General features: G+C 69.0%; 16 protein-coding genes. 1 reads left to right on the top strand and 15 read right to left on the bottom strand.

Annotated elements, in window-relative coordinates:
• Window positions 1-287: 287 nt before the first annotated feature.
• Together HCC78_RS20405 and HCC78_RS20400 are read right to left on the bottom strand one after the other, a co-directional pair.
• Window positions 288-1,496 (bottom strand): NAD(P)/FAD-dependent oxidoreductase, encoded by a 1,209-nt coding sequence (locus HCC78_RS20405; RefSeq protein ID WP_172330644.1) that lies wholly within the window; start codon window positions 1,494-1,496, stop codon window positions 288-290.
• Window positions 1,497-1,540: 44 nt separating this feature from the next.
• Entirely contained in the window at window positions 1,541-2,581 is a 1,041-nt protein-coding gene (locus HCC78_RS20400; RefSeq protein ID WP_172330643.1) for an enoyl-CoA hydratase/isomerase family protein, read from the bottom strand.
• 220 nt (window positions 2,582-2,801) lie between these two features.
• Between HCC78_RS20400 and HCC78_RS20395 the strand changes: the two genes are divergently transcribed.
• The gene (locus HCC78_RS20395; RefSeq protein WP_172330642.1) at window positions 2,802-4,058 is read left to right on the top strand and encodes an AcvB/VirJ family lysyl-phosphatidylglycerol hydrolase; all 1,257 of its coding nucleotides are present in this window, start codon (window positions 2,802-2,804) and stop codon (window positions 4,056-4,058) included.
• A 3-nt stretch (window positions 4,059-4,061) separates the two neighbouring features.
• Here HCC78_RS20395 and HCC78_RS20390 read toward each other — a convergent pair whose 3' ends face one another.
• The 13 genes from HCC78_RS20390 to HCC78_RS20330 all read right to left on the bottom strand — a co-directional run bounded on the left by HCC78_RS20390 (window position 4,062) and on the right by HCC78_RS20330 (window position 14,349).
• On the bottom strand, window positions 4,062-5,318 hold the full coding sequence (locus HCC78_RS20390; protein ID WP_172330641.1) for a hypothetical protein: 1,257 nt from the start codon (window positions 5,316-5,318) through the stop codon (window positions 4,062-4,064).
• 142 nt (window positions 5,319-5,460) lie between these two features.
• Complete coding sequence (gene hypE / locus HCC78_RS20385) at window positions 5,461-6,492, bottom strand: hydrogenase expression/formation protein HypE (protein WP_172330640.1); 1,032 nt, start codon at window positions 6,490-6,492, stop codon at window positions 5,461-5,463.
• A 61-nt stretch (window positions 6,493-6,553) separates the two neighbouring features.
• Window positions 6,554-7,690, bottom strand: coding sequence for a hydrogenase formation protein HypD (gene hypD, locus HCC78_RS20380; protein WP_172330639.1), 1,137 nt, complete (start codon window positions 7,688-7,690; stop codon window positions 6,554-6,556).
• Window positions 7,687-7,977, bottom strand: coding sequence for a HypC/HybG/HupF family hydrogenase formation chaperone (gene hypC / locus HCC78_RS20375; RefSeq protein ID WP_172330638.1), 291 nt, complete (start codon window positions 7,975-7,977; stop codon window positions 7,687-7,689). The genes hypD and hypC overlap by 4 nt, the downstream gene beginning before the upstream one ends.
• 3 nt (window positions 7,978-7,980) lie before the next feature.
• Window positions 7,981-9,447 (bottom strand): sigma-54 dependent transcriptional regulator, encoded by a 1,467-nt coding sequence (locus HCC78_RS20370; RefSeq protein ID WP_172330637.1) that lies wholly within the window; start codon window positions 9,445-9,447, stop codon window positions 7,981-7,983.
• Window positions 9,444-10,256, bottom strand: a complete 813-nt coding sequence (gene hypB, locus HCC78_RS20365) for a hydrogenase nickel incorporation protein HypB (RefSeq protein WP_172330636.1) — start codon at window positions 10,254-10,256, stop codon at window positions 9,444-9,446. Before hypB ends, HCC78_RS20370 begins: the two co-directional genes overlap by 4 nt.
• Window positions 10,256-10,597 carry a hydrogenase maturation nickel metallochaperone HypA gene (hypA, locus tag HCC78_RS20360; protein WP_172330635.1) on the bottom strand — a complete coding sequence of 114 codons (342 nt, stop codon included), beginning with the start codon at window positions 10,595-10,597 and terminating at the stop codon, window positions 10,256-10,258. Before hypA ends, hypB begins: the two co-directional genes overlap by 1 nt.
• Window positions 10,590-11,420 (bottom strand): HupK protein, encoded by an 831-nt coding sequence (locus HCC78_RS20355; RefSeq protein WP_172330634.1) that lies wholly within the window; start codon window positions 11,418-11,420, stop codon window positions 10,590-10,592. Before HCC78_RS20355 ends, hypA begins: the two co-directional genes overlap by 8 nt.
• Window positions 11,421-11,422: 2 nt before the next feature.
• Window positions 11,423-12,190 (bottom strand): [NiFe]-hydrogenase assembly chaperone HybE, encoded by a 768-nt coding sequence (gene hybE / locus HCC78_RS20350; protein WP_172330633.1) that lies wholly within the window; start codon window positions 12,188-12,190, stop codon window positions 11,423-11,425.
• Window positions 12,187-13,023, bottom strand: a complete 837-nt coding sequence (locus HCC78_RS20345) for a hydrogenase expression/formation protein (protein ID WP_172330632.1) — start codon at window positions 13,021-13,023, stop codon at window positions 12,187-12,189. Before HCC78_RS20345 ends, hybE begins: the two co-directional genes overlap by 4 nt.
• Before the next feature lie 8 nt (window positions 13,024-13,031).
• Window positions 13,032-13,412, bottom strand: coding sequence for a hydrogenase accessory protein (locus tag HCC78_RS20340; protein WP_172330631.1), 381 nt, complete (start codon window positions 13,410-13,412; stop codon window positions 13,032-13,034).
• A 7-nt stretch (window positions 13,413-13,419) separates the two neighbouring features.
• Window positions 13,420-13,740, bottom strand: coding sequence for a HypC/HybG/HupF family hydrogenase formation chaperone (locus tag HCC78_RS20335; RefSeq protein WP_172330630.1), 321 nt, complete (start codon window positions 13,738-13,740; stop codon window positions 13,420-13,422).
• A 3-nt stretch (window positions 13,741-13,743) separates the two neighbouring features.
• Window positions 13,744-14,349 carry a HyaD/HybD family hydrogenase maturation endopeptidase gene (locus tag HCC78_RS20330; RefSeq protein ID WP_172330629.1) on the bottom strand — a complete coding sequence of 202 codons (606 nt, stop codon included), beginning with the start codon at window positions 14,347-14,349 and terminating at the stop codon, window positions 13,744-13,746.
• Window positions 14,350-14,490 lie beyond the last annotated feature (141 nt).

The following is a 14,490-nucleotide window of genomic DNA, read 5'->3' as shown; positions in this document are numbered from 1 at the left end:
CCTGATCGCAACACCTTCCTGATCTGTCCGCCCTCCGGACTGCATCCGCAGACCCTCAAGCGCCCCGGTGCGTCGCCGCCCCGTCGGTGAAGGGCCTTCTAGAGAAACCCCCCGACCCCCGCAACTCGATTCTCGCACAAAACCCCAAAAAAATCCCGTGACCCAACGGAAAGATCAGAACAAACACAAAATATGTACAGAAAAATGAAGAAGACACCAAATGTGGAAAAAGACCCCGAGCTAGATGACCCAGGGCCCGTCGCGCAGGAAGACGAGGGAAGGCGAGTTCAGCGCAGGAAGCTCTTCAGCTCCAGCGACCCGTCCGCCACCAGCGCCGGATCGGGGCTCTTGCCTGCCTCGAGCAGCCGCTTTGCGGTCATGTAGGCGCGCGGATCGTTCATCGCATCGCACGCCAGAAGCGTTCCGCCCTTGTAGTACCAGTGCGACTGCGAGCCCTCGCGCACGCCCGGACGGAGCACCACGCGGTCATGGCCGCGGCTGAGCCCCGCGATCTGCAGCGCCAGGTCGTACTGGTCCGACCAGAACCACGGCGCCGGAACATAGGGCGCCTGCGCCCCGAGAATGTTGCGCGCCACGGTCTCCGCCTGGTCGACGGCGTTCTGCACGCTCTCCAGCAGGGTCGGCGCCCCGCGGAAGGAAAATTCGGCGCAATCCCCGGCCGCCCAGATGCCCGGCGCCGAGCTCCGCCCGAATTCGTCGACCAGGATGCCGCCGGCAACCGACAGCCCCGCCGCGACGGCCAGATGCGGGACGCAATTCGCGCCGATTCCGGCGATCACGAAATCCGCCGGAAGATGGGTGCCGTCGGCCAGCTCGACGCCGTCGACCCGGTCCGTGCCGGTCAGCCGGGCGATCGGCGCGTTCACGCGGATCTCCACGCCGCGGCTTTCGTGCAGCGCATGGATATAGGCCGCGGTCTCTTCTGACGCCACCCGCCGCAGGATGCGGTCCGAACGCTGCAGCAGCACGACCTCCAGCCCCTTCGAGCGCGCCACCGCAGCAGCTTCCAGCCCGACATAGCCGCCGCCGATCACCACCAGCCGCCGGCCCGGGACGAATTCGCCTTCGCAGGCATCGATGTCGGCCAGCTTGCGGATTGCATAGACGCCGCCGAGATTGCCGCCCTGCTCCGCCGGCACGCGGACCGGGTCGGCACCGGTGCAGATCGCCAGCACGTCCCAGCCGATATTCTCGCCCTCCAGCGCCACCGTGCGCGCGGCCGGGTCGATCGCGGTCACCGGCGCACCGAGCTTCAGCGCGATGCCCTGCTCCTCGTAGAAGGAGCGCGGGCGGAAATAGAGCCGTTCCTTCTCCATCTCGCCCAGCAGGTACTTCTTCGACAGCGGCGGCCGCTGGTAGGGCGGCTCGGGCTCGTCGCCGATCAGCGTGATCCTGCCTGCGAACCCCTCGTTCCTGAGCTTCGATGTCAGGCTGAACCCGGCCTGGCCCGCCCCGATCACGACCACATGCTCCATGGCGTCTTCCGTTCCTTCCGCGGGCCGCTGCCCGCTTTCTTCCTTCAGTAGACCCGGCCCAGCTTCAGCTCTTCCTCGCCGAGCGGCGCGAGCATTTCCGCGACATCGGCCGGCGGCACCTCGCCCGGCGCGCCGTGCCGCCAGGCCGGCGACTCGTCGCGGTCGATGATGCGGGCGCGGATGCCCTCCACCAGATCGCCGAGGGTCAGCGCGCGGTAGCCGAATCGGAATTCCTGGGCCAGCGCCAGGGCCAGTCCGCCGCCGCTGCGCAGGTTGCGGATCATCGCCAGCGAAGCCGCCATCGACAGCGGCGCATTGCGACGGATCGCGGCCGCCGCCTTGCGCGGGGCGTCGAACTCCATCTCGTCCAGCGCCTCCAGGATGCGGCCGGTGCCGCCGAGCGCGAAGGCGCTGTCGATCCAGCCACGGTCCTCGGCGAGGCTGCTCTGCGGCGCGGGCTCCGCCAGGTCGGCCACCGCCGAGACCGTGCCCTTGGACAGCTTCTTCACCAGGTCCGGCCAGCGCTCCCGCGGCAGGTAGTGATCGGCAAAGCCGGCAAGGACCGCGTCGCCCGGTCCCATCCGCTCGGCGGCCAGCGCCAGGAATTCGCCCAGATGGCCCGGCGCCTGGGACAGCAGCCATGTGCCGCCGACATCCGGGATCAGCCCGATCGAGCATTCCGGCATGGCCAGCCGCGAGGTTTCGCAGACAACCCGGTGCGAGGCATGGCAGCCAATGCCGACGCCGCCGCCCATGGTGAAGCCCTGCATCAGGCTGACCACCGGCTTGGGATATTCGGCAATCTTCAGGTTCAGCCGGTATTCGTCGCGCCAGAAATTGCGCGGGGCGGCAAAGTCGCCCGCCCTGGCCGCGTCGTGCATGAAGCGCAGGTCGCCCCCGGCAGAGAAGGCCTTGTCGCCCTCGGCATCGATCAGCACCAGCGCCACGCCGTCGTCGCGGCTCCAGTCGTCGAGCGCGCGTTCGATCTCGAGGCACATGGCATGGGTCAGCGCATTCAGCTTGTCCGGTCGGTTCAGCGTGATCCGCCCCGCCGCGCCGTCAACCCGCAGGATGATGTCAGCCATGGGCCGGTCCCGGGCCCTCGCCCGCTGCGCCGGTAGCCGGCCGGTTTGCGTCCGTGAACATGCGCATCTCCAGTTTCTGGCGGGACATTGGCCGAAAGCGGGACGGGATTCAAATGCAGCCACGCCGCAGGGCAGAAAGCCCCGCGGAGCCGTCCGGCTTCACCTTATGGCAGGATCTGGGCGCTATCCGGACATGGCCGGACGGAGGAGGCCGGCCCCGATGCGCGATCCGAAAGCGGCGCTGCGGCGCGCCGCGCTGCTCCTGTGTCCCGTTTTCTGGAGCCTGGCCGCGATGGCCGAGCCGGACTTCACGGTGCTTCCGTCCGAGGACGCTCCCGCCCGGTCCACCGCGCTGGTGCTGCTGCCGCCCGGCGGGTCGGAGGCTGCACTGCCCCGCCTCGCGCCGCTGGCACGGATGCATGCGCTGGTGCTTGCGGCGGAATTGCCTCCGCCCGGGACCAGCGCCGATTGCGGCGCGGAATTCGCAGCGATTCTCGATGCCGCCGCCGCGCGGCAGTCCGAGGCCGGGGCGCTGCCGCGCGCGCCGGTCGTAATCGGCTTCGGCGCGGCAGCCGGGTCGGCGCACGAGCTCGCGCGGCGCCATCCCGACCGGGTCAAGGGGCTGGTCACGCTGGCCGCGGCCCCGCCCGTCGGCTGCGGCGCGACCGCAGCCGGCGCAAAGGCACCGGTGCGCTGGCATCTGGCCGGACCGGCAGGGGCGGCCTCCTACGGCGACGGCATTCCCGGCACCCGCCGCTACGAGCCGACAGAGCAGGATCCCGATCCGCTGATCCCCGCATATCTGGCGCTCGCGGGCATGGACCATGCCTATGACGCAGGCGGCAACGGCGGCATCGCCACCGACCTGCCCGTCACCCTGCATCCCGCCCCGCCGGGCAAGGGCGGCAGCCGGTACGCGATATTCCTTTCCGGCGACGGCGGCTGGGCGCGATTCGACGACAGGATCTCCGACCTGCTGGCCGGGGACGGCATGCCGGTGCTGGGCATCTCGTCGCTGAAATACCTCTGGACGGCAAAGACCCCCGAAGGAATCGCTGCCGATCTCGCCCGGCTCGACCGCGCGGCCGCCGGACGGCTGGGCCGCGACCGGGTGGTGCTCATCGGCTTTTCGATGGGAGCGAGCGTCCTGCCCTTCGCCCTGCCCCACCTGCCGCCCGATCTGGCCCGGCGGCTGGACGGCGTCATCCTGCTGTCGCCCGAGGAACGCACCGGGTTCGAGATCGTGATCGGCGGCTGGCTCGGCAGGCAGACCGGCAGCTCCGACGTGGTCGCCGCGCTCGATGCGCTGCCGCCGCAGATCCGCGTGCTCTGCCTCCATGGCGACGCCGACAAGGCCAGCGCCTGTCCGCATGCCTCTGGCCCGACCTTGGAAAAGGCCACCTTGCCGGGCGGGCATCACATGGAAAACGACCATGCCGGGCTGGCGGCGCGGATCGCCGGCTTCCTGGATCCCTGACGTTCAGGCCAGCTGCACGTCCACCCCGGCCCAGGCCAGCCAGACCGCGGCAGTCCAGGTGAAGGAGCCGCCGCCCGCTGGCGCGCCGTCGCGCGGATCGAAATACTCGGCGAACCCATGGCTGGCGATCAGCCGCCCGGTCATCTGCCGGAGCGCCGGACCCTGCGGATAGCCGAAATCCTCCAGCCCCATGCCGACCAGCATGTTGAGCACGCCCCAGACCGGCCCGCGCCAGTACCGCTTGGGATCGAAGCGCTCGTCCTGCAGCGCGAGGCTCGGCACGCCATAGGGCAAGGGCCGCAGCACCTGCATCAGCGTCTCGGCCAGGTCCGGCCGGTCGATCCCGCCATACCAGGCGAGAAAGGACGCATTCGACAGCGTCCCGGAGAATGCGCCGTCCAGCGCGTTCTTCGAGTCGTAGGCGCCGATCTCCGGGTTCCACAGCGTCTCCGCGCCCTGCTCCAGCATCTGCAGGTCGTTCCACAGGCTCGCCGTCGGCAGCCCCTGCTGCTCGCCCAGCCAGATCAGGTCGCGCACGCCGCGCATCAGCGTGAAGGTCATGGTCGGATCGGCGACGAAGAAGGGCTGGTCCACCGCCATGCTGGGCGCGTGCCAGCCCAGCCGCCGGCCGCGCTGCACCAGCCAGATATAGCGGTCGTAATCGTCCTTGGTCGGGCGCATCGCGGCATGGACATGGTCGAGGTCGCGACGCACGTAATGGCCGACGTCATGCGGGTCGATCGCCGCCATCGCCTTGTCCCAGTCGGCGGCATTGTCGCGTCCGGATTCCCAGGGATGGGCGATGCAGATCGCGCCCTCGTGCTGGCGCCAGGCCATGAACCACTGCACCCAGCGGCGCATCGGATCGAAGAGCATCCGCACCGGCACCGCTCCCATCGCCGGGTTCGCCTCGTAGAGCCGCCGCGCGAAGCTCAGCGACACCGGCGGCTGGGTGATCCCCGACGACGGCAGCGGCCCGCGGCACTGCCAGACATCGGGACCGGGGAAATAGCCGGGATCGGGGCGGTGGAACAGGATATGCGGCACCATCCCGTCCATCCACTGGCCGGAATAGAGGATCTCCAGCTCCCGCCAGGCCCGCGCCGGATCGAAGGCGGCAAAGCCGAGCGCGGCGAAGGCGCTGTCCCAGTTCCATTGATAGGGATAGAGACCATGGGTCGGTATCGTGTAGCCGCCCCGGTCGTTGTCGCGCATGATCTGGATCGCGCGCCTGTCGAGTTCGTCCTTGATTGCCTGCATCACCTGCTCCGGCCGCGGACCGTCTGCGCGGACCGTTCCATTTTGATGGCCCCGTTCCGCCGCCGGGACAAGCGGTCCAAACCGCGCGGGCGCGGATTCCGGCCCGGATTTTCGGCAAATGCCTTTGGATCGGGCAGGCGCCTCAGCAGATCCGGGGCAGCTGTTCGCCGACCAGCATGTCGACGATGCGCGCGCCGCCGAAGAGGGTGCGCATCGTCACCCGGCCGGGGCCGCCCTCGACCGCACTGCCGATGACCGCCGCGCCCTGTCCCGCTTCCGTCGCGCGCATCGCGGCCAGCGCCGCCCCGGCCTGCGCCTCCGGCACGAACAGCACCAGCGTCCCTTCATTGGCGAGATACAGGGGATCGAGCCCGAGGATCTCGCACATGCCCTTCACCTCCGGGCGCAGCGGCAGGCCGGTCTCGCCGATCTCGATGCCGACGCCGGCAGCCGCTGCCAGTTCGTTCAGCGCCGAGGCCAGCCCGCCCCGGGTCGCGTCGCGCGCCGCGCGCACGTCGGCAACCTGCAGCACTGCCTCCATCAGATGGCCAAGCCCCCGGCAATCCGAGACGATATCCGCGGACAGCATCATCTCGCCCCGCGCCGCCAGAATCGCCGCGCCGTGATCGCCGAGCACGCCGTTGACGATGGCGACATCGCCCGGACGGATCCGCTCCGCCGCCAGCTCGCGCCCCGGCGGGATGACGCCGACGCCCGACGTGGTGACGAACACCTTGTCCGCAGAGCCGCGCCCGACCACCTTGGTGTCGCCGGTGACGATCCGCACCCCTGCCTTCTCCGCCTCTGCCGCCATCGAAGCCACGATCCGGCGCAGCAACGCGATCTCCGTGCCCTCCTCGATGATGAAGGCCGCGGACAGCCACAGGGGCTGCGCCCCGCCGACGGCCAGGTCGTTCACCGTGCCGCAGACCGCGATCCTGCCGATGTCGCCGCCCGGAAATTCCACCGGATCGACCACGAAACTGTCGGTGGTGAAGGCCAGCCGCGCGCCGGGGGCCTGCAGCGCCGCGCAGGTCAGGCGCGCCTGGTCCTCCATGCCCATCGGCTCGAAGACGGACGTGAAGACGCTCTCGATCAGGTCGCGCATCGCCTTGCCGCCGCCGCCATGGGCCAGCGTGACGCGCTCGCCGAGAAAGGCTGTATCCTTGGGCATTGCTTTCTTCCTCTGCCGCTGGGCCGGGGGAGGGATCCGGGGAGGGGGCATGCCCCCTCCCCTATTCTGCCGCCGCCCGCGCGCCTCCGTACTGGTAATAGGCCGCGCAGGCGCCCTCGCTCGACACCATCAGCGCGCCCAAGGGCATCTCCGGCGTGCAGCCCTTGCCGAAATGCGGACAGGCCGTGGGCTTCAGCCGCCCCGTCATCACCTGGCCGCAGGCACAGCCCCCGGGCTCCTCGACCACGCGGGACGCCGCACCGTAGCCGATGCCGAATTTCGCTTCGGCGTCGTAGCCGCGATAGGCCGCCCGGATGCGCAGCCCGCTTTCGTCGATCTCGCCGAGGCCCCGCCATTCGAAGCTCGGCCGCATCTCGTAGACATCGTCGATCGCCGCAAGGCTGACCGGGTTGCCATGCTCGGGCACGACGCGGGCATACTGGTTTTCCACTTCGGTGCGGCCGTCGCGGATCTGCTCGACCACCATCAGCACGGACTGAAGCAGGTCCAGGGGTTCGAACCCGGCGACGACGATCGGCTTGCCGAAGTCATGGGCGATGAAGTCGTAGGGATGGATGCCGATCACCATGCTGACATGGCCGGGCCCGACGAAGCCGTCGAGCAGCATGTCGGGGTCCGACAGCAAGGCGCGCAGGGGCGGCGGAACGGTGATGTGGTTGCAGAAGACCGAGAAATTCCCCAGCCCTTCGCGCGCCGCCTGCTGTATCGACAGCGCGGTCGAAGGCGCCGTGGTCTCGAAGCCCAGCCCGAAGAACACCACTTCGCGATCCGGGTTCCTCCGCGCCAGTTCCAGCGCGTCGAGCGGCGAATAGACCATGCGGATATCCGCGCCCTCCGCCTTCGCCTGGATCAGCGATTTCTCCGTCCCCGGCACCCGCATCGCGTCGCCGAAGGTAGTGAAGATCACCTCGGGCCGTTCCGCAATGGCGATGCAGTCGTCGACCCGGGCGCGCGGCAGCACGCAGACCGGGCAGCCGGGGCCGTGGATGAACTCGATTCCGGGATGGGTCAGCTTGTCGAGCCCGTAGCGGAAGATCGCATGCGTGTGCCCGCCGCAGATTTCCATGATGTGCAGGGGCTTTTCCGCCGTCGCGCCGATCTGGACCACGACCTCCGCGATCTTCGCCAGAACTGCCTTGGCCGCCTTCGGGTCGCGGAATTCGTCCATGTATCTCATGCGCGTTCCCCCAGCGCCGCGTCGCCGGCCGCCATCGCCTCCAGCGCTTCCTGCGCCTCGCCGAGCTCGCGCAGCGCCTCCAGCGTCGCGGCGGCCTCGTCCTCGTCGATCAGCGCCATGGCAAAACCGACATGGATCAGCGCCCAGCGGCCCACCAGCGTCTCCAGCGGACCGCTCGCCACGCAGGCGACATTGACCTCGCGGCGCACGCCCGAGACTTCGGCCATCGCCATCTGTCGCGCTTCGTCGGTCACCGCGACGATCCGGCCGGGAATTCCAAGGCACATCTCTCAGTCCTCCTCGACCCGGTTCGGTTCCGGGATGCCATAGCGCTCGATCTTCGCCCTGAGGCCCACGCGCGACAGGCCCAGCTCGGCCGCCGCACGGCTCTTGTTCCATTTCAGCCGGGTCAGCGTCTCGCGCAGGATGCGCATCTCGATTTCCTCGACCCGGTCCTTCAGCGTGCCGGTCCCGGCCAGCACCCGGTCGAACGACGGATCCGAGCCCTCCCGCGACGGCGTCGCCTGCAGGATATGGCGCGAGATCAGCTCGGGACCCAGCACCGTGTCCTGGCTGAAGATCAGCATCCGCAGCATCTCGTTTTCCAGCTCGCGCAGGTTGCCGGGCCAGTCATGGTTTCCGAGGAAGGCCAGCGCGTCATCCGACAGCCCGTGCACGATCTTGCCGTGCCGCGAGGCCGCGTCGAACAGCGCCTCATGAGCCAGCATGCCCAGATCCTTCAGCCGCGAACGGAGCGGCGGCACCGACAGCGAGGCCGCTGCCAGCGCGTAATACAGATCCTCGCGGAACTCCCCCTCGCCGACGGCGGCCCGCAGGTCGCGGTGGCTGCACGCGATCAGCCGCACGTCGCAGCGCTGCATCTCCGCCGCACCGATCGGGCGGAACTGCTGGTTGAGCGCGACCGGCAGTAGCTTCAGCTGCATCAAGGGGCTCAGGCTCTCGACGCCGTTGAGGATCAGCGTCCCGCGCTCGGCCTTCTGGATCAGGCCGATCTTGTTGACCTGCAGCCCCGGCAGCGCCCCGCGGCGCGCGCCGAACAGCTCCAGCTCCAGAAGGTCGTCCTCGACGCCGACCAGCGTGATCTCGTGGCAGGGCCGGTCCGATCTCAGCGAGGCGTAATGCATGGCACGGGCCAGTGCCGCCTTGCCGGTCCCCGGCTCGCCCGCGATCAGCACCGGAACGTCGAAGCTGGCGAATTGCCTCGCCTGCTCCACCACCGCGTTCATCGGACTGTCCGGGCCGCGCAGCACCTTCTCGAAGCCCAGCCCTTCGCGCAGCGCCTTGCGCTGTTCCTCGAGCTTGGTTTCCACCGAGCGGCTGAGATAGCGCATTTCCAGCGAAAGCTGCTCGTGCTCGCGGTTCAGCCGGAACAGCTGCGCGGCGTTCTTTGCCACCATGATCAGCTGGTCGGGATGCCAGGGCTTGGTGACGATCTGGTAGATCCCGGCCTCGTTGATCGCGGCGATCATGTCGGCGGTCTCGGTATAGCCGGTGATGATGATGCGGATCACGTCCGGCCAGCGGTCGCGCACCTCCGAGAGGAACTCGACCCCGGTCTGGCCCGGCATCCGCTGGTCACAGAGGATGACCTGGACGAACTGCTCCTCCATCACCTTCATCGCCTCGGCGGCGTTGGGCGCGGTGAAGCAGTCGAACTCGTCCTCCAGCGCCATCCGCATCGAATGCAGCGCGTGGTCCTCGTCATCGACAAGCAGGATGGTGGGCAGGCTGGTCATCCCGCCAGCTCCGCCTTCTCGGCAAGGCGTTCCCGCAGCCAGCCCAGCCAACCCGCCATGCCCTCGCCGGTGCGCGCCGAGACCCGCAGGACCTCGATCCCCGGATTCACCCGGCGCAGGTTCTCCTCGTAGAGGCCGAGATCGACGTCGCAATGCGGGGCAAGGTCGGTCTTGTTCAGGACGGCGAGCCGCGCAGCGGTGAACATGTCGGGATATTTCAGCGGCTTGTCCTCGCCCTCGGTCACCGAGAGGATCGCCACCTTGGCATCCTCGCCCAGATCGAAGGCCGCCGGGCAGACCAGATTGCCGACATTCTCGATGAAAAGCAGGCTGCCCGGCTTCAGCTTCAGGTGCTCCAGCGCATGGCCGACCATGTGGCCGTCCAGGTGGCAGCCCTTGCCGGTATTGACCTGCACCGCCTGCGCGCCGGTGGCGCGGATGCGCTCGGCATCGTTGGCGGTCTGCTGGTCGCCCTCGATCACCGCCAGCGGCTGGTCCCCCAGCGCCTCGATGGTCTTGCAGAGCAGCGTCGTCTTGCCCGAGCCCGGCGAGGAGACGAGATTCAGCGCAAGCACGCCGCGCCCGGCGAAGAACGCGCGGTTCACCGCGGCATAGCCGTCGTTCTTGGCGAGGATCGAGGTCTCGACCTCGATGATCCGCTCCTGCGTCATGCCCGCGACGGCCACGCCGGCGGCGCCTTCGCCGAAATGCAGGTCGCCATGGCCGTGATCATGATGATGGCGATGCCCGTGGCCATGATCGTGATGGCCCTCGACCGTGGCGTCCCCGCATCCGCAAACCGTGCACATCAGGCTACCTCCAGATCCTTGATCCGCATTTCGTCCCCGCCGACCGGCATCAGCTTGCCCCCGCCGCAGCGCGGGCAGGGATCCAGGCGGTCCGCGATCTCCACTTCGATCATGCAGTCGAAGCACATCGCCTTGCCAGGCAGGTCGATCATCTCCAGCACCGCGCCCTCGGCGACGGTGCCGCGCATCACCACCTCGAAGGCGAATTCCAGCGCGGGCTTCTCGACGCCGGCGAACTTGCCCAGTTCCACCCGGACGCGGCGCACATGGCCGATCGCATGGATTCGGGCCTGTTCCTCGATCACGTTGCAGATGCCTTCGCAGAGCGACATCTCATGCATGGATTTCCTCCTTGAGGGTCACAGGCTGGCACGGGTCGAGCACGGCGAGCAAGACCTGCTCCTGCCCCGGCGGACAGGTGGCAAGCGACCGCTCCAGGATGCCGCCGGGCGCCAGCAGGTGGTCGGTCGGCGTCCAGCGCCGGAACCGGGTCACGCGGCCGGCCTCATGGGCGGCCTCGACGGCATAGAGCCCGCGCGACGCGGGCACGATGGCCACGCCCTGACGCGGCCGGACATGTGCAGGCAAAGGGGAGGAGAGAGCGAGCACACGCGCCAGCACGCGCCAGAGCGGACCCCGCCCGTAGCGGGCGGAAACGTGGCGCATCAGCGGGGAGGAGAGGTGCTGCGCAGCCACGGTATTCTCAAGTCGGCCAGAGGTGGTCATTCCGGCCGCCGAGGGCAAGGGCAGTTCCCCTGCTGCTGCGGCGCCTTCCGGAAACCTGAGGGAAATTTCCCTCAGGATGACGGAAACCGGGCAGGAACCGGCCAGGAAATCCCCGAATTCCGGACAGTTCCTGACGAATAGTTGAAGCGCGCCGGCCAGCCCCATCGGGTCGGGATGCACCGGCAGGCCGAGCGCCCGCGGCAGGATCACCCCCAGATGCAGCGCGTGGTCGCGGGCGATGTCACGGGACAGCGCCTCTAGGTCGCCTGCGCTCACGGGCAGGTCCAGCGCCAGGCGGATGGCGATCCGCTGAGAGGCGCGGCAGAGCGAGAAGATCCGCGGCAGCAGCTCGGCCGCCTCCTCCACCGGTTTCCCGGTCAGGAGCCGGTCCACCGGCAGGGGCGCCGGGGTCTCGAAGCCGAGGGCTGCCGCGGACATGGTCACTCTCCCAGTCCGGCGGTGATCACCCGGCGGCGCGTCGGCTCCCCGGGCAGGTCCGGCGCCTCGGTCGCGGCCAGCTCGGCCTCGCGGGCGGCACGGATCTCGGCGCTGCGGTCGGTTTCGGCGCGGTGCTCCTCCTGGAAGAGCGCGACCATCACCGCGCGGGCGACCTCGACGGCATGGGCATGGCTGGGGAAGTCCCCCATCGGCGAAAACAGCGAGCAGGCTTTGTAGCCGCCGAGGATCCCGCGGGTGTTGTGGATGAATTCGTACTCGCCCGAAGGGAAAGAGATGACCTCCTTCTCGCCCGCCGCCAGACCGGACCAGTCCTCGCCCTCGGCTGGCAGCAGCACCAGGTTCATGAACCAGGGCGAGATCAGCACGCCGAGAGGACGGCCGTCGCAATATCGGAAGCCCACGGCCTCGACCCGCAGGAGCTTGTTGACCATCGGCACGTCGCGCATCTTGCCATGCCAGATCTCGCTGAACTCGTCCTCAAGCCGCTGCATCAGCGGCGCCAGGCGCTGCGCCTCCAGCACGGCCTCGGCGCCGGGGTCTTCCTGGACGATGAACTGCTCCTTCGGCGCGCCGCAATTCGGGCAGGACCAGTCCTCGGGCAGCGCCATGAAGGGCGTGCCCTCCAGCACCTGCCGCGTGTCGTCGCCCTCGGCCGGATCGTAGGGGGTCCAGCAGATCTTGCATTCCATGATCGCCAGCGGGCTGATCTTGTCGTTCGCTCCCAGGTAGGAGCCCTCGAAGCCGCTCATCGGATCGCCTCGATCACGTCGCGGATGCGGCGCGCGCTGTCGGCCAGATCCTCGGGCGCGGCGATGGCGGTCTCGGGCATGGCGGTGACTTCGAACGTGTCGAGGATCAGCGTGTCCATCGAGTTGTAGAACTGCACGCGCCAGACCTGCGGCAGGCCGGTCGCGGTGATCCGGCAGTTGCCGTAGCCGCGCGACAGGATCTCGGACGAGCCCAGCCCCAGCGCGGCATCGAGCCAGGCGAGGTCCTCCTCGGTATGCGGCAGCAGCGTCAGGTTGACGACATGCAGCCCGGTCCCCGGCGTCCAGCATGCCGAGCGGTCGAAGAGCTCCACGGCAAGCGGCGGCGCATTGACCACGCCCGGCGCCAGCGGCGTCTTCGGCCCCGTGGCAGCGCGGCGCGGCGCGAAGGCGCGGTCCTGCGCGGCGGCGGGCACGGCGCCGACCTCGACGCAATCCAGGCCCTCGCCCTTCAGCGCCCAGACGCCGGCGAAGACGCTTTCCTGCACCGCCATGGCCGGCACGCCATGGAGCCGCATCGCGACTTCGCCATGGCCCAGCGTCTCGGCCATCAGGCGGCGGCCGGCCGGGTCGAGCCGCGACAGGTCGAAGCGTGCCTTGCCGCCGTCGATCGCCACCAGGCCGGCGGCATCGGCGATCCTGCCCAGAAGCTCCAGCGCGGCGGAAACGTCTTCCTCGGGCGCATCCGGAACATGCATGGAATAGGACCGCATGTTCTGCGGCAGTTCCATGTAGGCCAGTTCCTGCCCGTCCTCGGCGGCGGGCTGCGATCCCGGGCCGAAGCCGATCGGCGGCATGTGGAAATTCGAGACCATGGCTTACCTCACGCGGCGGCTGGCTGGGACAGGATGGACTGGATGCGGCGGATGTAGTCGTCCCAGTCGCGCACCTTGGCGATGCCCGAGACGAAGGAGCCGTCGCGCCAGAACAGCAGGCTGGGGGCCTTCAGCACCCCGGTGTCCTGGCGCAGCGCGCTTTCCACCGCATCCGAGGCCACGGCGCAGTCGAAGGCGCGCTGGAAGACCATGTGCAGCTCGGGGAGGATCACCGCCACGTCGGCACTCTCCAGGTTGCGCTTGGGATCGCCCGGCACGAAGACAACGTGCCAGCCGGGGCCGGAGGTGTAGGCAGCGACATCTTCGGGGGTTTCGAGGCGCGGCCAGCGGAACTCGGTGGTCAGGCGGTCGATCAGCGGATGGATCATGGCGTCCTCAGGCGGTTTTCCGGCCAGCGGCATGCGCGGCCTGCAGATGGGGGGGGAGCTGCGGCTCGCGCGCTTCGAGATCGGCGAAGGCAGAGCCCAGGCCGCCGCCCGACATCAGGCTGCGCAACCCGTCGAGCGCGTCGGAGATCTTCAGGGCTTCCGCCTCGGAAATCACCTCGCGCGCGGCGCCGAGGAAGGTCAGCACCCAGGTGCCCGGCGCGACCCAGCCGGTGAGCGACAGGTCGATCAGCTCTTCGTCGCGGCCGTCGGTGGCGCGGGCGGCAATGCCGTCGCATTCGAGGATCTGCATCGGGACGCCAAGGCACATGGATCAGCCCTCCGCCGGAAAGAAGCGGTCGTCGCCGGTGCGGCAGGCCTCGTCCTCGGAGGGCCGGCCCTCCTCGTAGGCGCTGCGCAGGATGGCGCGGTCGGCAAGCATCGAAGTGTCGCCTGGCCCCGGCTCGGCGCAGACGCCCTCGCGCGCCAGCATCTCCAGCGCGATGCAGATGGCCGGATCGATCTGCGCGGCCACCGGGGCGCGCAGCCCGCCGCCGTAATCCTCCAGCTCCTCGGGCTGGCAGCCGATCAGGATCAGGCGTCCCGGGCAGTAGCCCATCAGCGTCGCGGTGGAGATCACCTCCTGGAAACCGGTCTGGTGCAGACTCATCTTCTTGGCGCCCATGAATTGCGGCACCTCTGCATCCTCGACGATCTTCAGCATGCCGGGCTCCAGCCCGTAATCCACCGCATCGAAGACCACGAGGATATCTGCCTCCTCGAGGAAGGGCAGCAGGTAGAGCCCCTGCGTGCCGCCGTCGAGCACCGTCACCTCCGGGCCGAAGCGCCAGCGCTCGCAGAGCCGCTCGACGCAGCGCACCCCGAAGCCCTCGTCGGCCCAGAGCACGTTGCCGATCCCAAGGACCAGTACCCTCGTCATGTGCGGAGCCCTCCCAAGCTTGCGGCAAGGCGGCAAGCCGCTTGCCATCTGGCACGTTCCGGAAAGCTATCGCCGGGGGCTGCGCAATATAAGTTTCCACTTCCCCCGGCCCCGGAAAACTTAATGTTCTGAAATATAAAT

Source organism: Mangrovicoccus sp. HB161399, assembly GCF_013184745.1.
Lineage (GTDB): Bacteria > Pseudomonadota > Alphaproteobacteria > Rhodobacterales > Rhodobacteraceae > Mangrovicoccus.
The sequence above is the reverse complement of the archived record's forward strand: the minus strand, read 5'-3'. Positions and strand labels throughout refer to the sequence as shown.